This is a genomic window from Eubacterium sp. MSJ-13, assembly GCF_018918235.1.
Lineage (GTDB): Bacteria > Bacillota > Clostridia > Lachnospirales > Lachnospiraceae > Butyribacter.
Genome location: NZ_JAHLQE010000029.1, coordinates 1 through 19,647, shown reverse-complemented (window position 1 = coordinate 19,647; position 19,647 = coordinate 1). Strand labels below are relative to the sequence as shown.

The window sequence follows — 19,647 nt, the reverse complement described above, 5'->3', positions numbered from 1 at the left end:
AATTGGGTAACAAAGTACATAAGTTAGTGCGTAAGAAAATATATAAGAATTAACAATTCTGAAACAAAACTCAAATATAAGATAAACATAAATTTCCTATGATATATGCTAAAAGAGGTGCATATCATGGGAAATTTTTTTATTAGAATAAAAAGTATCAATAATAAATATTCTTTACATATAACGGGGGCTGCCTGTATTGGAAATTTCGTTGTAGGTTTAGGAAAGCTGATAGTTGGATTGATTTCATTATCATTTTTTACCTGTGTTAGTGCTTTTTACACATTTGGCATGGTAATCGCAAAAATGTGTGCATTAAAGGGAATAGGTAAGAGCAGGGAAAAACAGTATGCACATTATCGGCTGACTGGTATAATATTGATTGTGGCAAGTGTGCTTTACGCCATATATTCAACAAGACTTTTATTTAAGCCGGAAGTTCCACATTATGGGATTAACGTGGGACTTGCGATTGCAACATTCACATTTACTGAAATAGGACTGAATATCCGTGGTGTTATCGTTGAACGCAAAAATAAAGAATTATTATATCATGCGTTAAAGATGGTGAGCCTTGCAGCTTCATTGATTTCACTGGTGTTGACACAGACTGCACTTCTTTCTTTTACACATGAAGATGTTGCAGACTATGACCCATCATTTTCAAATGGAATAATGGGACTTTTGATGGGGTGTGTCAGTACGATAATAGGGATATTCATGCTGCTTCGGGTGCGAGGGATACAATGCAAAAAGCAGTAAAATGTAAGAATTGAAAATGTTATAAATTTTACAACGCAAAAGGCAATAATGAGATTTTGCTATGTATAAGACGATAAAGTTTGTAAAGTAAAATGTAACAAAACAAAAAGACCAAACAATTATAAATATTGCAAGACAAGCGAATATTCACAATTCGCTCTGTTACTTGCTCATAACACTATTAGTTGCTATTACAGCATATCAGAAAGAGGCTTGTTCTCCTCTTGATAGTGTTAAAAAATAATAAACAAAAATTCACAGGGAGGAAAAAATGGTTCACATATTAGTTGTTGATGATGATGAAAAATTAAATAAAACAGTATGCACATGGTTAAATGATTGTGGATTTGAAACAAAGGGAGTGTTAAATGCAAAGGACGCATTTGACGAACTTTATAACAGTTTATATGAGATAATTATTTCCGACATAATGATGCCGGGTGTGGATGGTTTTGAGTTTGCACAAAAGATAAGGGAGATAAATAAACATATACCTATTCTTTTTATGTCGGCAAAAGATGACCTTAGTTCCAAACAAAAGGGATTTCAGATTGGAATTGATGATTACATGGTAAAACCGATAGAACTCGCAGAACTTGAAATGCGTGTGAAAGCACTTTTAAGACGGGCAAATATTGAGATGGAGCGTAAACTTACGATAGGCAATCTTGTGCTTGATGCGGATGCGATGACTGCTGAGATTGACGGGGAAGAAATACCTGTTGCAACAAGAGAATTTAACATTCTTTTTAAATTGCTTTCATATCCTAAGAAAACTTTTACAAGAGTACAGCTTATGGATGAGTTTTGGGAAATTGACACAGATACAAGTCTTAGGGCGGTGGATGTTTATATAACGAAACTCAGGGACAAATTTTCAGCTTGTGATGGATTTGAGATTAAGACAGTGAGAGGACTTGGGTATAAGGCGGTAGTGTGAGGATGAAAAAAAGAGAAGAAAAAGATACAAGAATAAAGAAAAAAATATTTCCGGCTTCTATATTTATTATTTCATTTTTGTTTTTAGCAGTTATTACAACAATACAGATGAAAATAATCGGAAATTACATAAATTATAAAAGTATTCCTGCTGTTGGGATTGCGTCTGTTATCATTTTTTGGTTTCTTGGCTCAATTGTGTTTACTTTTTTTATAAGCTGGCAGATAAGAAAAAAATATCAGGAGCCATTGGAAAAAATATCGGATGCAGCAAGAAAAGTTGCGGAGGGAGATTTTTCTGTTTATATGAAGCCGCAGCACACACAGGACAAGGCCGATTGTCTGGATGTGCTTGTGCAGGATTTTAATAAGATGGTGGAGGAACTTGGAAGTATTGAAACTTTAAAGACGGACTTTTTTTCAAATGTTTCCCATGAATTTAAGACTCCGCTTTCTGTTATATCAAGCAATGCACAGATGTTACAGCGAAAGAAACTTGATGATAAGGAAATGGAATATGTTGATAATATCGTAAATTCTAGCAGAAGAATGGCTTATCTGATTCAAAATATGCTCAAATTAAACAAACTTGAAAGGCAGACGATAAAACCGGCTAGGGAGAGATATGACCTTTGCGCACAGCTTTGCGAGTGTGCGGTGCAGTTTGAGGAAAGCTGGGAAAAGAAAAATATTGAATTTAATGTAGAGATTGAGGACAGTGTTTATATATCTGCCGACAAGGGACTGCTTGAACTTGTCTGGAACAATCTCTTTAACAATGCGATAAAATTTACTTCAGAGGGTGGTTCGATTACATTGTCACAGACAAGTGATGATAAATATGTCAGGGTATCGGTGGCAGATACAGGATGTGGAATGAGTGATGAAGTGATAGGGCATATTTTTGATAAGTTTTATCAGGGTGATAAAAGCCATGCTACATTTGGAAACGGTTTAGGACTCGCTTTGGTAAAGAGGATAGTTCAGTTGTCAGATGCGGAGATAGCGGTAGAAAGCAGTCCAGGAAACGGCTCAGTGTTTACCGTTACTTTGGAGAAATCAGAATAAATAAAAAATGTGGCAGATGAAATTAGATAGTAAAAAATGACTTATATTATGTATTATTTTTCGTGTGTAAAAATGTAAATATAATTATTTTAAACAGGCTTGTGCTTTTAAAAAAATTAGGATAAGGGGTGGCTATATTGGAGAGAAAAAACAACATAGGGCATAGGGAATTTACTTCATATGAATATAAGGAATTAAATGTAAGAGATGATATGGCATCTTTTTATCTTGACTGTTATGAAAATTTTGGCTGGCAGCAGGACGAAAATTTTCCGGTACAGCAAAATGGTGGAATGTTAAATATCAAATTAAAGCGTAACAGAAAACTTGTAAATAAGGTTGAACTTACAAGATTGCAGCGGCATTTTGAGGCTGATATGGAAGATATATTTTCTTTGGAAAATTCAAAAACAAGTATGGCAACTTTAATTGCACTCTCTGTCGGAATTGTCGGAACGGCATTTATGGCAGGCTCAGTATTTGCAGTTACGGCATCTCCGCCGATCATATGGCTGTGTATTTTGCTGGCAGTTCCAGCATTTGCAGGCTGGATATTGCCATATTTTGTATATAAAAAAGTAAGGGAAGAAAAAACAAAAAAAGTAACTCCTTATATAGAAGAAAAATATGAGGAGATTTATAAGATTTGCGAAAAAGGACATTCGTTATTGTAAGAATAAGTGTAGTTAGCCGTTTATTTTAAACCAGATAATACAAGTTAATTTTTTGTATAAATTATTTGGCAGATTATAAACAGTTTACTGCGCTTTTTATTATACGGAAAACTTTGCTTTATATAAAAAATAGTCAGTAAATATTCATTTTTAACAATTCTGAAACAAAACTCAATCATTAGTTAAACAATAGTATATTAAAATGGGTTCATAAAATAAATCAGTAAGAAATTTTACAGTAAAAACGGAGGTAAAAGATTATGAAGGAATATCAGTTAAAACCGGGGAAAATAGGAAACAAGGTAATAGGAGGTTATAAGAAAATAGAAGAAAAATTCACTGATGCTTTTTTGGAGAAAGATGAAAGCAGCAAGACAGGCTATACTCTGAAAACAGGTAAAACGGCAGAGAAAGTAACAGGAGCATACAAAAAAATCGAGGATGGAGTAGTTGGAACATACAAAAAAGTTGAGAATGGAGTAGTTGGTACATATAAAAAGGTTGAAGACGCTTTTGTGGACAGATTTCTTGAAGAAAAAAAGTAATTGTCGTGTTTAAAATAAAAGAAATTTATTTATTACATAAAAAAGCTGAGAGTTTTTATTTTTAAATCAAAATAAAAGATTATATAAAAATAACGATTAAAAGAAACGAGGTATAAATATATGAAGAAAAGTAATTTTGTGGCGATGATAATGGGAACGATAGGAATGGTGTTTTTTGCACTTGGAATGTGTATGGCTTTGATTCCTGAATGGGGGATGTTCAGACAGGGAATCGTTGCGGGAGCGATAGGAATTGTGATTTTTTTGCTTACTTTAATTGTGTGGAGAAAAATGGAAGGAAAAGAGCCGATAAAATTAAATGGTAAGACTGTTGGAACAGTTGTGTTTGGTATTTTCGGAGCATTGCTTTTCGGTGTTGGAATGTGTCTTAGTATGGTATTTGGAAAGATGGTTCTTGGTGTTGTAATAGGTGTTGTTGGAATTGTGGCATTGTTGATGCTTATTCCGATGACTAAAGGTTTGCAATAAGTTAAAGATTTTGTTATGAAAGGGACAGAAATGGAGTTTTAAAATGGATACCAGAAAACGAACAATAATAATGTTTAATCTCATCATCACCTGTATTGCGTCATCATTTTTGCAGACGGCACTTACGACTGCTCTGCCGCCTATCATAAATGACCTGCATATATCAGTGTCGGACGGACAGTGGCTTACAAGTGGATATTCACTGGCAATGGGAATTATGATGCCGCTTACGGCATTTTTGATAACAAGATGCCCGACAAAAAAATTGTATATCAGTGCAATAGGTATTTTTCTTGGAGGTCTGGCAGTATGTATTTTTGCGACCAATTTTCAAACTATGATGATAGGCAGGATTTTGCAGGCGTGCAGCAACGGAATTACAACATCAATGGCGCAGGTGGTAATTCTGACGATATATCCACCTGAAAAAAGAGGAACGGTAATGGGATGGTACGGACTGTCAGTCGGTGCAGCTCCTGTTATCGCACCGACTATAGCGGGGATGCTTGTTGATACGCTTGGCTGGCGCATGATTTTTATAATAGCATTTTTGTTTTTAGCTGCATCATTTATAATGGCAATCTGCATATTTGACAATGTACTTGAAACTCATGTTAAAAAGTTTGATGTGTATTCATTTATTTTAAGTGCTTTTACATTTGGCGGCATTACTTTGGGAATTGGAAATCTGAGTTCACTTGGAATTACTTCCGTTATGACATTTTGTCCGCTGCTCATCGGAGTAGTGGCAGGGGTATTGTTTACTCAAAGGCAGTTTAGCCTAAATGAACCGTTCTTAAATCTGCGTATCTTAAAAATACACGATTATCGTCTAAGTGTTATAGGAAGTATGATGCTTTATTTTGTGATGATGGGTTCATCTGTGATAATGCCTTTGTATGTACAGACGATAATAGGAAAAAGTGCAACAATATCAGGTCTTGTGACACTGCCGGGTTCGCTTGCGATGGCTGTTATAAGCCCGTTTGCCGGAAAGATTTATGATAAGTTCGGAATGAAACGACTTGCTGTGGCAGGTACATTTATGATGATGCTTAGCACATTTGGAATGAGTTTTATTACCGCAGAAACGAGTGTCATAATACCATCACTTCTCAATGTTGTCCGTTCAGTTGCAATTGGCTGTCTGATGATGCCGTTTGTCACATTTGGAATAAGCAGTATGGAAACGGAAAATACGGCACATGGAACGGCTCTCTTAACTTCGCTCAGAACAATAGCCGGAGCGATAGGAACGGCAGTTTTTGTTGGAATTTTGAATGTATTTTCAACAGACAAAATGGCTGTCGGACATCAAAATCATGGAATTTATGGGCTTCATATCACTTTTGGGTGTATGACGGCGGCAACGGTTGTGATGTTATTTATTATAATTTTTGGAATGAAAAAGCGTAAAGCGGCATAGTAAAATTTTGAATAATTTAACACCATCAGCTAGTAGTGTTATGAACAAGCAGTATAACGGATTGCGAATAGCTGCGGTGGAAATTGGAATGGTAAGCAATCTTATATTGCAGAAAATAAGTTTAGTATGATATAAAATATAAAAAAATTGACTTTTGAAAAATTTTTGGAGGTCAGTTTTTTATTATTTGTATCATAATTATGTCTCATTTTTGCACACATAAGATTTATGTCAATCGTACGCATATACATATCTTGGAGGTGTATCCCTTTTAGAAATAAAATTATCCCAAATGGAAATAACTAATTCATATACCTTGACATACCAATATCAATGTGATAACTTACGATTTGTAAATACCTCATAGGGGTATATGAAAACCGTAGGAAAGTGAGGATGACTTATGAAAAAAGAGACATTTGACATTACGGGAATGACTTGTTCGGCGTGTGCCAATCGAATAGAAAAGACTGTCAAAAAAGTATCGGGATTGCAGGATGTATCTGTTAATCTGTTAAAAAACAGTATGGTGGCATCCTATGATGAGTCAGTTGTAAATGCGCAAGCTATTATAGAAGCGGTGGAAAAAGCCGGATATGGAGCAGCATCGCATACAAATGACGCAAGTGGACAGAGCAAGGAGGCTTCCGGAGAAAGTAAAAGCGTAGAGCAGGAACAGTATAAGGCTATGAAAAAGCGTCTTGTTTACTCTCTGGTGTTTACCATTCCGCTTTTTTACATTTCAATGGGACATATGCTTGGATGGCCGCTTCCGGCAGGTTTGCTTGGAATGGAAAATGCAGCTATTATTCTGGTTATGGAAATATGAAATTATGCACTATGGCGAAATTAAACGGGCTTTAGATGGTATTACACATAAAATGCTATCAACTAAGCTGAAAGAACTGGAGTCAGATGAACTTATTGTCCGTCATGAATATCTTCATCACTGTTGCTCCTATCCGGTAATTCCGAGGTAATACTGACTGCTGTTTGTAAAACGGAAATCAACAATTCAAAACTTTTCATATCCGGATCAAAATAATAGTAATTTTTTGTTGATTCCCGTCTCATTTTTAATATTCCTGCGTTCTTTAGGATTTGTAAGTGATGGGATACTGCTGGTCTGGATAAATGTGTTTTCTCTGCAATCTCATTTACACGCACTCCATTGCAGTTTCCAATTTTCATCATTTCCAAAATCATGTGCTGTCTGTTTTCATCTCCAAGAGCAAGCAGGATTTTTTGACATTGACTAAAATCTGCAGTAAGTTTATCTATATCTTTCTTTGTATGCATCATTTTACCTCATGTCCTGTTACTGCTTCAAAGTGATATTTTGCAATTCCAATGTCAATCTTAGAATAAAAACCACCAAGATTTTTTGCTGTTACAATTCCATTTTTCAGTTCAAAAAAGAACTTCTGCTGATTTACTGCTGTTGGTGCAAGACTTACCGCTTCCATGCCTTTGGCAAACCATTCTGTATTTTGGTCTGCTTTTCCAAGTTCTGCTATGCTCTTGCTTTTATGCGGAACACCCTGCGTTTCTCCATAGCCCAAAGAAATGATAATCAGTAGTTTTTGTCCTCTTTTTATTTCTGCTTTTGATTTACCATGTGTCATTGCTACCCAGCAGGTATTAAGCCCAAGTTCCTGACATTTCAGCACAATCTTCTCACCATAATATCCAGCCTTTTCCTGCTCATTTTTATTTCCAACAATCGCAATATAATTCTTTACATTTTTAAACTTACCATAATGAGCCATAAACGAATTAAAACATTTTGGTTCATCATAAAAAGCCTGTATAGACAGTTTACTTTCTGCATTGACAGATTTTATAAATGAGTTAATTTCATCTCTCTTAGACGGTTCGATAGCCTGATTTTTATATTGTCTTACGCTGTGTCTTTCTTTCATGATTTCTAATATATTCATTATCGTATCCTCACTTTTGTTTAACTGATTATATCATAAATTCGCAAGATAAGAGAGCTTGTTCTCTTATACGGAATTTATGAACGACAAAATCATTAAGCACGAAGTGCGACAGATGCAAAGCATCTGGATTTTGGAGTTATTATATCATAAATTCGTGCAAAAAATTCAATGGTAAAGAAAATCAAGACGATTAAAAACAGATAACCTAAAAGATGGATTATTTATTCTTAATTTCTGATTTATTCAGTTTTAGAGATGGAAAGTTTTAGTTTTATAAACTGGAATTTGAGTTTGTCTTTAAACCAGTTATTATTTATTGTCTTTGATTACTTTACATGGATTTCCTACTGCAATGGTGTCATCTGGAATATCTTTTGTGACAACGCTACCGGCACCGATTACAACATTTTTTCCTATATGAACTCCCGGAAGAATTGTGACATTTCCACCAATCCATGTATCATCATCAATTCGTACAGGACTTGCCTGTGTTTGAAAATAGTTTCCCTCATCTGATGAAGTAAAACGGTTTGCGGTATGTGTTGGGTGAAATGTGGTATATATCTTCACATCAGGTCCGATTAAAACCCGACTACCAATAAAAATATCCGCAGCATCCAAAAAAGTACAATTCAAATTTATTACAGTATCACTTCCAATATGTGTATGACATCCAAAATCAATATAAAATGGGCGATTTACTCTTACATTTTCTCCAACTTCAGAAAATAACATTTGTAAGATTGTTTGCTGTTCACCTTGGTTTTCACAAGAATTAAACTGACGCACCAAATCTGTTCCATATTTTCTCATCGTACAAATGTCACTGGCAGTTGGGTTATATAATTGTCCATGACTTTGTTTTTCTCTGTCTGTCATACATTAAACCTCCAAATTTCGATTTATCTACTAACATTTTCTACTTTCCCGATTTTTCAAGGCTTTCATAGCTTGAAACAGTGAAACTGTATGTATTTTCCCTTGTGTTTGCCCTTATGAGATAATCACAAGGGAAATAAGGGAAACTTATTTTTAGTCGTTGCCCACAACTTTGTCAAGAAGCCTTGCGGAAGTCCGTTTTGCTTCTCTTGTAGCATGAGCGTAAACATTCATTGTGGTACGGACATCGGAATGACCTAATAACTCCTGCACATCTTTTGGCTGTGCCCCATTGGATAGCAGATTGGTGGTGTAGGTGTGCCTTAGTGTATGGAAGTGGAAGCCCTCAAGCTCAGGCACTTTCCGACTGGCACTTCTGCACGCTGTTTCAATTGTGCTTGGAAGCTCCAAACACCCGTCTGACCTTAAACATACAAAGAAGATTTCTGTATAGTCCTCCGGTACTTCCTGTGTGCCGTCAAAACTGTAATACTCATAATGCACACGATTCTTTTCCTGAACCTCTCTGTAATAGTTTCTGTGGTACAGTTGTCCATACTGAAAGCGTTGTCTGTGCTGCTCCTTTTTTGCTGTCCTCAGGATTTCTGCGAGTGTATCTCCGAAATCAACAACACGAACTTTTTTACGCTTTGTCGGTCCAATCTCTGTTTTATGCCTTGTTCCGTTGTAGCGGACACTTCTTCTTACTGTCAGATACTGCTCCTCAAGATTTATGTCCTGCCATGTCAGTCCTGCCACCTCTCCGAGTCTTAAGCCTGCAAAATAGGCTATCTGCACCGGAAGGATTGCATCCCTGCTTCTTTTTGAGAGCTGTCCTATCAGTTTCTCATACATTTCAAAGGTCAGCGGCTTTGCACCGGTTTCCTGTTCATCATCTCCTGCAAATATATCCACATTTTCCGTCTTTCTCCGTAACACCACATACTGCATGGGATTAAATGTGATAAACTGTTTTGGAAATACTGCAAAACGGAATGCCTGTTGTAATACAGCAGAGTAGGAATGGATGTAGTCCTTTGAATAACCTTTTGAAACAAAATTTCCTGCCGTACCTCCAAAAGCAAGCAAATCCATAAACTGCTGTAAATGCTCCGAGGTCACAGTTTTCAGTTTCCTATTTCCAATAGGGTGCTGTTTAATCCTGCCCACAGCCTGAAGATAATTTGCCACAGTCCCATTGCTGAGTGTTCCGACCTTTAATTCTTCCTCTGCCCATATATCAAGCAGTTCTCCGAGGGTAATGTTGTCGGCTCTTGCAATGAATTTCTTACTTTCGTAATCCTCCATTGCCTGCCGGAGCATTTTCTCCGTTTCACTCTTGCTTTCCGTTCCGGTAAATTCTTTCTGTACCAGATTTCCGCTGGCATCCTCCACATAGAAGCGGTAGTACCATTAAGGTATTTGAGAAAGAGGGATTATATCTTGCAACCAAGAAAATAGGAAAAAATAATCCGAAAGCAGAACAGATAAAGGCAGACAATGAAGTGCGTATGCGTTGGAATCAGGAAGTTGACAGAGCCATTGTAAGTGAAGTACCGGAGAATAAAATACGACAGATAAAGCAGGAATATATCACTGACAGGGTTAAACATTCCATTGAGGTATGGGGCAGGAAGCCGGAATTGTTTTCCGGTTTTATCACTACGGCAACCATGTGTCTGGCACTTTTAATTTCTGAGGTTTTAAAAGCAGCAAGGGAACTAAAAAACAAGCTCTTCCACGAATCTCTTGAAAAAGAATACGGAAGAAAAATTGATTTTACAAAAGAAATCTATGGAGAATCCGATACAAAGGAGCATACTGAAAATACTGTGTATGAAACTGCTTCTGACAGCAAAGAAGAAATCACAGAATTTTATGAACCTGCCGTTATTCAAACACCGGAGAAAATACCGGAAATAAAGGAAATACCAAAGCCACAGATACCGCCAAAACCGGTTATGCAACCAATAGCCGCATTTTATCCGAAATACAAAAAGATAAAGACTGAGCTTGACCGGATGAACGGACAGATTTTCGATGCAGAGCGTGAAAAAGCCAAACTCGAGATACAGCGTGATGATTTAAGAGGTATAGCAAGACTTACCAAGAAGGGCGAACTGGACAGGCAGATAGCCGCTAAGGAAGAAGAAATATCCATCCGAAAGACCGGATTTGCCAACACTGTAAAAAATCATGGATTCGCCAGTGTTAAGGAGTTCTACGATACACTGTATGCTTCAAAAGCAGCCTATAACGAATACCTGAGGGAAGAAAGAGCATGGGAAGAAGCCTATGGCGAAAAAGCTTCAAAAACAGAAACACTTACAGCGGTATCAGAAGGAAACCGACAGGCAGTATTCTGAAAAGGATTATAAAGACAGAGATAAAGGGGCGAGATGATTCGCCCCATATCGTTATTTAAGATATTGTATCATTTATATTGAAAACACTTGACTCTACAACAGTTGGAGAGTTTATAATAACAGGATTGATAAATCAAGGAGGTTTCTTATTCATGGAGAAAAATTTGACCAGTGGCAGTGTGTTTAAAAATATCTTGATTTTCTCGCTGCCATACTTGCTTTCGTATTTGTTGCAAACTTTATATGGTATGGCAGACCTTTACATCATCGGACAGTTTGGTACAGTTTCTGATACTACGGCTGTTTCCATCGGTTCTCAGGTCATGCATATGCTGACGGTTATGATTGTAGGGATTGCAATGGGTGCAACCGTCTTTATCGGGCAGTCGATTGGTGCAGATGATAAAAAGAAGGCTGCGAAGGGTATTGGAAACACCATAACCATTTTTATGTTAGTTTCTGTGATATTGACAGTTATTCTTGTTGCATTAGTAAAGCCGACTACGACGCTTATGTCTACTCCGGCAGATGCAGTTTCCGGAACGATTGATTACCTGACCATCTGTTTTATTGGTATTCCGTTTATTACTGCATATAATGTAATCAGTGCTATTTTTCGTGGCATGGGCGACTCCAAAAGTCCTATGTATTTTATAGCGATTGCCTGTATTGCCAACATAGGATTAGACTATTTGTTTATGGGAGTATTTCATATGGGACCTGCCGGAGCGGCTCTTGGTACAACCCTTTCACAGGCTGTTAGTGTGCTTGTCTCCCTTGCTGTTATTTTGAAGCGAAAAATCATTTCCTTAAAAAAAGCTGATTTTAAGCCTTATCGCCCTGTTATGGAAAACATCTTAAAAATTGGTATCCCGGTTGCCTTACAGGATGGACTTATTCAGATTGCCTTTATCATTATTACTATAATTGCCAATAACCGGGGACTTAGTGATTCTGCCGCTGTTGGCATTGTGGAAAAAGTGATGAGTTTTCTATTTCTTGTTCCATCTTCTATGCTTTCCACTGTTTCGGCTTTGGGAGCACAGAATATTGGTGCAAATAAACCAAAGCGTGCTGTTGATACATTGCGTTATGCTGCTTTTCTTGCCGCAGGATTCGGCTGTATCGTTGCAGTAGTCATTCAGTTTTGGGCTGAACCGGTGGTGTCCTTGTTTACAGACGCAGCTACAGCAGAGGGAGCAGAAGTTGTCCGACTGGGTGGTCAATATCTTCGTGGTTATGTATGGGATTGTATTTTTGCAGGTGTACATTTCTGTTTCAGCGGATATTTTTGTGCTATTGGAAAATCAGGTATATCATTTTTACATAATATCATTGCCATCGTAGTAATGCGTATTCCGGGTGTGTATCTGACTTCCAAGTTATATCCTGCAACTCTATTTCCTATGGGGCTGGCTACTGCATCGGGTTCTGTTATTTCTGTTGTGATTTGTGTTACTGCGTTTACAATTTTAATGAAGAAAAACAGACAGAATGAAACGGGAGTTTGGCATGGATAAACAAAAACTTTTTTCTATTGGAGATGTAGCAAAACTTTTTCACTTGAGTGTCAGCAGCCTGCGGCATTATGAAGATGTGGGACTGCTTGTTCCGGAATATACCGATCCTGACAGCGGTTATCGTTATTATGGGGCAAGACAGTTTGAAGTCCTTAACAGCATTCGTTATCTTCGTGTATTGGATATGCCATTAACGGAAATTGCAGACTTTCTAGACAATCGAGATGTGGAACGAATGGAAGAAAAATTGCTTCTTCAGAAGCAGTCAGTAATTGCAAAACAAGAAGAATTGAAACGGATTGAACGCAAAATAGATAACCGCCTACGAGCGATTGAAGATGCAAAAAATTCCGTATTTGATATGGTGCAATTGGTTTACAAAAATAAATGCCGCATGGTTTGGGTGGGAGATTCGCTGAAAATTCGTAGTTTTATGGATATGGAAGCACCTATGCGCCGCTTGGAGCAGGAACAGGCAGAAGCCGTTGTCTTTCTTGGCAAGGTTGGTATTGGAATTTCTATAGAAAACCTAAAAAAAGGGTGTTTTGACAGTTATGACGGTATTTTTCTGATTTTGGATGAAGAAGATTATTTTGAGGGTGAAATTACAGAAATTGCAGAAACACTGTGCGTGTCCATCCGTTTTCATGGAAGTCATGCGGAAGCTGCTTTACAGTACCACAAACTACTGGATTATATTGCAGAGCATAAGTTGAAAATCAATGGTTTTTCACGCGAAATTACCATGATTGACTATGGACTTACCAATGATTTAAGTAAATTTGTTACGGAGATTAGTATTCCGGTAAAATAGAAATAACGTTCTAAATATAGCTATGAAGTTATGTTTTGCTTGAAATGGCATCAAATATTGAAAAAGAACCTAAATCACCCACTTGGATTGAGTTAGGTTCTTTTTTGTATGTAATTTATGGTATCTGTATTGACTTGTATATAAGTATATCTATTACTAGATTTCCAATGAATCCTCTGCATCTACCCACATCTGCATAGTGCCATCAAGATATAACCTTGCATATTCAAGCGGATTGTCTATCGCAAGAGCATCTAAAGCACATTGCGAGTTAGGTGTTGTTTTTAATCCATCTTCTGCTTTCCCACAGTCTATACGCAGAAGATATCCGGCATAGGTGCATATATCAATGCTATTGTGATACATATTATATTCAGCATAAATTATCTTCATTTTATCTGTTCTCCTTTGCATTTCAGGTTATAATATAAAAAGCATTTCAAACAGTTCACCATGTCATTGTTATTTTGTGTTATACTATGTTATAGAATTTTCTTTCCCTCATTTTTTCCCTTAACAGAGTTCATAAAATACTATGGGAAGTTATAATACAAGGGAAAGTCTAAGTGAAAGCACACCTGTCACAAATTTAGTGTTTTCAAGGGTTTGCATGGAATTTGATAACAAAATATAATAGTTATTAAATTCCATAGAAAATGTGTTTTTACAATCTGGATTTGTTCTAATTCTTTTCAGTTCCATCTTCTTGCCATACGGACAAGAAGCATCCCTCGCTCCAAAGAGCTGGGTCAATCTCGATTTTTTAACTATATTCTAAGCTACCAGATTTTTGCTATTCGGTCAATTTTATTTTTTACAAAAACCTACAACCTTTTCCTATATTCAGAGGGAAGCATATTATACTTTTCCTTAAAGGAAGAACTGAATTTACTCTGACTGTCATAGCCTACCTGAAATGCAATATCAGCGATACTTTCCTGTGTGTTTATTAAAAGTTCGGCGGCTTTTTCCATGCGGTGTGTTTTCACATGGCTGGCGATTGATGTACCGTAGACAGTCTTAAAAATATTTTTGAGAGTGGTTGTGTTGATGAGATATTGCTTTGACAATGCGTCTATTGTAAAGCGTTTATCTAAATTGGAGATAAGCTGCTCGTGGATAGTGCGTATGAGTTCTACCTGTTCTGACTGATATTCGGATAACTGGTTTTTGTCTGAAATGTCAAGTTCACAAAGATACAATAACAGCTCCAAAGGTTTTACTTTATAGTATGAATTTTGAAGCTGTTTTGGTTTGTTATAGAAATCACGAAAAATGCTTTCCGTTTTTGAATTTCCTGAAAATGAAGAAAACATATGATTTTTGCAAAATTTATCATATAAAAAGCTGCCTGTGATATTTGCATCTTCAAGTAATTCAGGAATTTTTTGAGTTAATTTATCTAAGTCGATACAAATCGTCAGCCCGTCATAGTTTTCATTAGGAAGTGTCATAACAGACTCCGCACAGGTTTTCATTGTATGAATTGAAAAATCCCCTGAACCAACATAAACAAAATTTCCGTTTGCAAGCTGCCAGCCTATACGACCGCTGTGGCAGTAGTTTATCTAAAGTATATTGTCAAGTGCATCATGATGAAAATCAATCTTATCTGTTTCAATATGGATAAATGACAGCTCAATACCGTCAAACAGGGTAATGGTTTCAAAATTGCTGTCATTTTTAAGCTGTTCTATTCTTTTCTTTACAGGCAAAAAATTGTTATTCTGAGTCATATTTCTTCCGTAGTATTAGTCCTGTGGACAGATTATCTCCATCAACTGTTCGATTGTTGTGTGAAGCAGTTTACTCTGTTTTGTATCGGCTGCTTTGTAGTACATTTCTTTTCCGGAGCGTCGACAGGTGATAAGTCCGGCGGATTTTAATTGTTTTAAATGGTGGGACACGGCGGGGCTTGACATATTTACCATTGCACTGATATTTAAAACACAGTCCTCACAGTGGCATAAGAGCCAGAAGATGCGAAGTCTGCTTCCGTCACCAAGTTGTTTGAAAACATCGGCAGTCATGGTGAAATCTTCAATGGCTGCAACACGAGCGAGAGTTTTTTCGTGATTTTTGTCATGGTTATGGTCATGCGGTAAATGTATTTCAGACATAAAAATCTCCTTTTTATTTTGCTGACTTAGTACTGTTATGATTGAACGGTAGCGAGAGCGTGCCTGTACTAGTATTTGTTATATATCTGTGCAATCAGCACCACATATAATTAGTTTAGTAATTACATATAGTAATAGAATATAGCAGGTTATCGTAAGCACCCTAATTGCCATTTATTATTACGGTTTTACCTTCAAAAGCAAATCCGTAATGGTGAATGTTTTCTTTTTTAACTCCACGGTTTATCAGTTCCGCATCATAATTCTTTTCTTCTATCTGTTTTAACGCAGCTACCACTGTTTCTTCAAGTGATGTTTCTTTTCTTGGATTTATCACTTTAAACTCTATGACAATTCCCGGATATTTAACATTATTTTTATCTCTTGGTTCAAGCATTATGTCATAGCGTCCGAACCCACTCTCACGGTTTGAGGTTATGATATAGTTTTCCGATTGGTCTACCATAAGACCTAAAACAAAGCCGTGGTAGAAATTCTCAGGTGCTTTTTTCTCAGATGTATGTTTTCCTGAGTCAAATGAACTGAATGTTCGTAATGCAACATCATTCATGTACTCATTCATGCTTTCTATATCTCCGGTTATAAGTGCCTTTATAAATTCGTTTGTCTCACTTTTTGCCGGACTGAACCATCTGAGTATCATTTTTTTGAACATAAACAATATCTCGCGGTTTGTCAGAGCAAGTTCATACTCATTATCACTTTCTCTTATCAGATTTAATTCTTCTGACGAAATAACTTTCAAATAACCGCTTGCAAGCATAAGACTCCATACGGCATCTTCTGAATAATCAAGTTCAGAAAATACAATCTGTTCATCTATTACCACATTGATAGTTGAGCCATTTATAAGTTCTTCAATCATTATCTTTATATTTGAACTTCCCTTTTGCACTAAGCTGTTTATCAAACCGTTTGAACTTGACTCCGCCCAATATAATGCAATTTTTTTCTTATCCAGATAATTAATTATCGACCACGGATTATAAATATCATTTTTACTGCCAAACCTAAAACCGTCATACCATATCTTAACATCATTCTTTTTGTCAGAAAGCCCCTGTTCATCTAATGCTTTAAACACTTCTTCTTCTGTAAATCCAAATGCAGTTTCATACTTTGGAGTCAGTGTAGTAACTACTTCAAGGTTGTTAAGGTCAGAAAAAATACTTTCCTTAGATACTCTCGTAATTCCGGTCATTATTGCACGTTCTAAATATGGATTTGTCTTAAATGTTGAATTAAAAAGGCCTCTTGTAAAGGCAACAAGTTCTTTCCAATAACCGTTGACATATGCTTCCTGCATCGGCGTGTCATATTCATCAAGTAAAATGATTACTTTTTTTCCATAGTATCTGCTGAGATAGTTTGACAAATCATTTATAGCTCCCTGTGCTATAACATCGTTCATATCGCAATCAATATTTTTGAAAGCTATTCTTTCTTTTTCAGTAAGACCATCCCAATCTTTAAGAAAATCATATTTTTGATATAGATCAAAAATTATTTTTTTTATTTTTTTTACTGTTTCATCGTATGCAATTTGCTTTATGTCAGCGAAGCTAATAAATATCACAGGGTATGTTCCCTGAATATCACGATATTTTTCGTCTTTCCATATTTCAAGTCCCTCAAATAAATCCCCTCTGTCTGCATATTTATTTGAGAAAAAACAGTTCAACATACTCATATTTAGTGTTTTTCCGAAACGGCGGGGGCGTGTTATAAGAGTAACTTCATCTTCATTGTCCCACCATTCTTTTATAAAACTTGTTTTATCTATATAAAAGCAGTTTCTCTGTATCATTTTTTCAAAGTCCTGATTTCCTATGCTTACTGTTCTTGCCATATACACCCTCCTTTTTGTTTGATGAACTCTCGGTATTTTTCGCTCAGAAGATTTCAAGAGTTCATTTTGTGATTAAAATATAGCATATTCTCGTAAAAAGCTCAAATATGAATAATGATTATCCCAAAAGGAAATATCTTTATCCCGAATGGAAGACAATGCCTGATATGTATTGATTTTGGGGAGAGTGGAGGTTACTATAATGTCACAACGATTAAACAATAGTTTAATTGTTCGGTGCTATCAAGTAGTAGAGCGGATTGCAAATATCCACTTGACTATAATCAGATGGAATACATAAGAACAGGATATTCTATCAGATAATAGACATATATTTAATTAAGAAAGGAAGTATTCATTATGAAAAAGACTTATGAAATCGAAGTAGACTGTGCTAACTGTGCAAATATGATGGAGGATGCAGCAAAGAAAACTACCGGAGTAAAAGATGCAGTAGTAAACTTCATGACACAGAAGATGATTGTTGAATTTGAGGACGGACAGGATGCAAAGAGCGTAATGAAAAATGTATTAAAGGCGTGCAAGAAAGTTGAGCCTGACTGCGAGATTGAGCTTTAAACATAAGGTGATATGCTCGCTTGAAATCAGCCCCTCATAGTTTGAGTAAAAGATATGAGGGGCGAAAATAATAAATAACATATGAACGAATAAACATATGATAAAACAACACTGTTAAGCAAGTAGCAGAGCGTACCACGAATATACGCTTGACTAAATAATAACAAACTGCGGAAAAGAGGAACTATTATGAGTAAAAAACAGAAAAAAATGTTGACAAGAATAGTCATAACGATTGCACTGCTTATAGTATTACAGTTTATTCCGGTAACAGGGCTGGTTCAGTTAGGACTTTATCTTGCGGCTTATCTTGTGATTGGGTACGATATTTTAAGGAAAGCCGGAAAGGGTATTTTAAACAGGCAGATTTTTGATGAAAACTTTTTAATGGCGGTTGCCACAGTCGGAGCATTTGCACTTGCAATTTATGAAACGAGCGGTGATTACAATGAAGCAATCGCAGTAATGCTTTTCTATCAGATAGGTGAGTTGTTCCAGAGTTATGCAGTAGGAAAAAGCCGTAAAAATATCAGTGCGCTTATGGATATACGCCCTGATTATGCAAATGTGGAGCACAATGGAAAACTGGAAAAAGTTGCTCCTGATGAAGTGGGAATAGGAAGTATAATCGTAGTCCAGCCCAGCGAAAAAGTACCTCTTGACGGTGTGATAATCGAGGGAAGTTCAAGTCTTAATACAAGTGCACTTACAGGTGAGAGCCTGCCAAGAGATGCAAAAGAGGGAGATGAGATAATAAGCGGCTGCATCAATATGACAGGAGTCTTAAAGATACAGACAACTAAAGAGTTTGGGGAGTACACTGTTTCAAAAATACTCGAACTTGTGGAAAATTCAAGTTCAAGAAAATCAAAATCAGAAAACTTTATCTCAAAATTTGCCAAGATTTATACACCAATAGTATGTTACAGTGCATTGGCACTTGCAATTCTGCCGTCGCTTGTAAGAATGTTGTTTATGGGACTTGACGCACAGGGGTATATCTGGATATACAGAGCACTTACATTCCTTGTAATAAAGACTTAAAAAAATCCATTCAATCAGTTTAAAGACGATCATAACGGCATCTGTTGTTCTGACAGGAGTTTGTATTGTGATGGCACCGGTTACGGTTGGATTTTTTGCAGGACACAATGAAAAAGTATATGAGATGGCATTGCATGGATTTCGTATTTTCTCAGTAAGCTGTCTGCTTGTTGGAATAAATGTCTATGCGTCAGCATTGTTTACGGCATTAAACGACGGCAGAACATCAGCGATACTTTCTTTTTGCAGGGCAGTTGTGTTTTTTGTAATTCCAGTGCTTATACTTCCAAACTTTATTGGTTTGGATGGAGTCTGGGCTTCGATACCGGTAGGAGAGTTTATGGCACTTGTGATGGGAGTGTATTATTTTAGGAAATTAAAATTTTAAATAGAACTTGGGGACTTCCTTGATAGTGTTAAAAAATATAAATGGTGAGCAATGAAGCGGTGGTTTGTTTTCTGACAGTAATTTTAAAAGTTGAAATTTAAAACAAATTTTTTGACGGAGTTGATAAATTAGCTAATTTTAGGTATAATAATTTTAGCTAATATAAAGTCCAGCTAATAAATGTCAATAGAAAATGAAAAAAATTTTTTCTTAAAAAAGGG

General features: G+C 36.4%; 23 protein-coding genes and 1 pseudogene. 15 read left to right on the top strand and 9 right to left on the bottom strand.

From position 1 onward, the window contains the following. Window positions 1-126: 126 nt before the first annotated feature. From KQI69_RS01640 to KQI69_RS01600, 9 genes are all read left to right on the top strand, one after another. The gene (locus KQI69_RS01640) at window positions 127-762 is read left to right on the top strand and encodes a hypothetical protein (RefSeq protein WP_216563542.1); all 636 of its coding nucleotides are present in this window, start codon (window positions 127-129) and stop codon (window positions 760-762) included. 271 nt (window positions 763-1,033) lie between these two features. After that, window positions 1,034-1,702: a response regulator transcription factor gene (locus tag KQI69_RS01635; RefSeq protein ID WP_216563541.1), complete on the top strand. Its 669-nt coding sequence runs from the start codon at window positions 1,034-1,036 to the stop codon at window positions 1,700-1,702. A 2-nt stretch (window positions 1,703-1,704) separates the two neighbouring features. Continuing rightward, complete coding sequence (locus tag KQI69_RS01630; RefSeq protein ID WP_216563540.1) at window positions 1,705-2,769, top strand: HAMP domain-containing sensor histidine kinase; 1,065 nt, start codon at window positions 1,705-1,707, stop codon at window positions 2,767-2,769. A gap of 137 nt (window positions 2,770-2,906) precedes the next feature. Beyond that, window positions 2,907-3,443: a hypothetical protein gene (locus tag KQI69_RS01625; RefSeq protein WP_371818696.1), complete on the top strand. Its 537-nt coding sequence runs from the start codon at window positions 2,907-2,909 to the stop codon at window positions 3,441-3,443. 260 nt (window positions 3,444-3,703) lie between these two features. Continuing rightward, window positions 3,704-3,988 carry a hypothetical protein gene (locus KQI69_RS01620; protein ID WP_216563539.1) on the top strand — a complete coding sequence of 95 codons (285 nt, stop codon included), beginning with the start codon at window positions 3,704-3,706 and terminating at the stop codon, window positions 3,986-3,988. A gap of 120 nt (window positions 3,989-4,108) precedes the next feature. Next, window positions 4,109-4,477 (top strand): hypothetical protein, encoded by a 369-nt coding sequence (locus tag KQI69_RS01615; protein ID WP_216563538.1) that lies wholly within the window; start codon window positions 4,109-4,111, stop codon window positions 4,475-4,477. Between the two features lie 43 nt (window positions 4,478-4,520). Continuing rightward, window positions 4,521-5,903: an MDR family MFS transporter gene (locus KQI69_RS01610; protein WP_216563537.1), complete on the top strand. Its 1,383-nt coding sequence runs from the start codon at window positions 4,521-4,523 to the stop codon at window positions 5,901-5,903. Window positions 5,904-6,306: 403 nt separating this feature from the next. Next, entirely contained in the window at window positions 6,307-6,732 is a 426-nt protein-coding gene (locus tag KQI69_RS01605) for a cation transporter (protein ID WP_216563536.1), read from the top strand. Next, on the top strand, window positions 6,701-6,883 hold the full coding sequence (locus KQI69_RS01600; protein WP_216563567.1) for a winged helix-turn-helix transcriptional regulator: 183 nt from the start codon (window positions 6,701-6,703) through the stop codon (window positions 6,881-6,883). Before KQI69_RS01605 ends, KQI69_RS01600 begins: the two co-directional genes overlap by 32 nt. Here KQI69_RS01600 and KQI69_RS01595 read toward each other — a convergent pair. The 4 genes from KQI69_RS01595 to KQI69_RS01580 all read right to left on the bottom strand — a co-directional run bounded on the left by KQI69_RS01595 (window position 6,825) and on the right by KQI69_RS01580 (window position 10,120). Then, window positions 6,825-7,205: a helix-turn-helix transcriptional regulator gene (locus tag KQI69_RS01595; protein WP_253288947.1), complete on the bottom strand. Its 381-nt coding sequence runs from the start codon at window positions 7,203-7,205 to the stop codon at window positions 6,825-6,827. The two genes, KQI69_RS01600 and KQI69_RS01595, sit on opposite strands and share 59 nt — an antisense overlap. Continuing rightward, window positions 7,202-7,843, bottom strand: coding sequence for a nitroreductase family protein (locus tag KQI69_RS01590; RefSeq protein WP_216563535.1), 642 nt, complete (start codon window positions 7,841-7,843; stop codon window positions 7,202-7,204). Before KQI69_RS01590 ends, KQI69_RS01595 begins: the two co-directional genes overlap by 4 nt. A gap of 312 nt (window positions 7,844-8,155) precedes the next feature. Next, entirely contained in the window at window positions 8,156-8,725 is a 570-nt protein-coding gene (locus KQI69_RS01585; RefSeq protein ID WP_216563534.1) for a sugar O-acetyltransferase, read from the bottom strand. A gap of 153 nt (window positions 8,726-8,878) precedes the next feature. Further along, window positions 8,879-10,120 carry a tyrosine-type recombinase/integrase gene (locus KQI69_RS01580; protein WP_216563533.1) on the bottom strand — a complete coding sequence of 414 codons (1,242 nt, stop codon included), beginning with the start codon at window positions 10,118-10,120 and terminating at the stop codon, window positions 8,879-8,881. A gap of 116 nt (window positions 10,121-10,236) precedes the next feature. Here KQI69_RS01580 and KQI69_RS01575 point away from each other — a divergent pair, with 116 nt between their 5' ends. The 3 genes from KQI69_RS01575 to KQI69_RS01565 all read left to right on the top strand — a co-directional run bounded on the left by KQI69_RS01575 (window position 10,237) and on the right by KQI69_RS01565 (window position 13,425). Continuing rightward, on the top strand, window positions 10,237-11,091 hold the full coding sequence (locus KQI69_RS01575; protein WP_216563532.1) for a hypothetical protein: 855 nt from the start codon (window positions 10,237-10,239) through the stop codon (window positions 11,089-11,091). A gap of 152 nt (window positions 11,092-11,243) precedes the next feature. Beyond that, window positions 11,244-12,611 (top strand): MATE family efflux transporter, encoded by a 1,368-nt coding sequence (locus tag KQI69_RS01570; protein ID WP_216563531.1) that lies wholly within the window; start codon window positions 11,244-11,246, stop codon window positions 12,609-12,611. Then, a complete protein-coding gene (locus KQI69_RS01565) occupies window positions 12,604-13,425 on the top strand; it encodes a MerR family transcriptional regulator (RefSeq protein ID WP_253288946.1) in 822 nt (273 codons plus the stop codon). Before KQI69_RS01570 ends, KQI69_RS01565 begins: the two co-directional genes overlap by 8 nt. A 156-nt stretch (window positions 13,426-13,581) precedes the next feature. Here the strand turns inward: KQI69_RS01565 and KQI69_RS01560 are convergent, their stop codons facing one another. The 5 genes from KQI69_RS01560 to KQI69_RS01540 all read right to left on the bottom strand — a co-directional run bounded on the left by KQI69_RS01560 (window position 13,582) and on the right by KQI69_RS01540 (window position 17,415). After that, entirely contained in the window at window positions 13,582-13,818 is a 237-nt protein-coding gene (locus KQI69_RS01560; protein ID WP_216563529.1) for a DUF6061 family protein, read from the bottom strand. A 431-nt stretch (window positions 13,819-14,249) separates the two neighbouring features. After that, window positions 14,250-14,879: an AraC family transcriptional regulator gene (locus KQI69_RS01555; protein WP_216563528.1), complete on the bottom strand. Its 630-nt coding sequence runs from the start codon at window positions 14,877-14,879 to the stop codon at window positions 14,250-14,252. 114 nt (window positions 14,880-14,993) lie between these two features. Then, complete coding sequence (locus KQI69_RS01550; RefSeq protein WP_216563527.1) at window positions 14,994-15,161, bottom strand: hypothetical protein; 168 nt, start codon at window positions 15,159-15,161, stop codon at window positions 14,994-14,996. Between the two features lie 15 nt (window positions 15,162-15,176). After that, entirely contained in the window at window positions 15,177-15,545 is a 369-nt protein-coding gene (locus KQI69_RS01545; RefSeq protein ID WP_216563526.1) for a metalloregulator ArsR/SmtB family transcription factor, read from the bottom strand. A 163-nt stretch (window positions 15,546-15,708) separates the two neighbouring features. Further along, window positions 15,709-17,415 carry an AAA family ATPase gene (locus KQI69_RS01540; protein WP_216563525.1) on the bottom strand — a complete coding sequence of 569 codons (1,707 nt, stop codon included), beginning with the start codon at window positions 17,413-17,415 and terminating at the stop codon, window positions 15,709-15,711. 360 nt (window positions 17,416-17,775) lie between these two features. Between KQI69_RS01540 and KQI69_RS01535 the strand changes: the two genes are divergently transcribed. The 3 genes and pseudogenes from KQI69_RS01535 (at window position 17,776) to KQI69_RS01525 (ending at window position 19,426) form a co-directional block, all read left to right on the top strand. Next, window positions 17,776-17,994 carry a cation transporter gene (locus KQI69_RS01535; protein WP_216563524.1) on the top strand — a complete coding sequence of 73 codons (219 nt, stop codon included), beginning with the start codon at window positions 17,776-17,778 and terminating at the stop codon, window positions 17,992-17,994. Between the two features lie 189 nt (window positions 17,995-18,183). Further along, window positions 18,184-19,029, top strand: a pseudogene (locus tag KQI69_RS01530) (heavy metal translocating P-type ATPase); the annotation flags it as partial. 79 nt (window positions 19,030-19,108) lie between these two features. Further along, a complete protein-coding gene (locus KQI69_RS01525) occupies window positions 19,109-19,426 on the top strand; it encodes a hypothetical protein (protein WP_216563523.1) in 318 nt (105 codons plus the stop codon). Window positions 19,427-19,647: the final 221 nt, after the last annotated feature.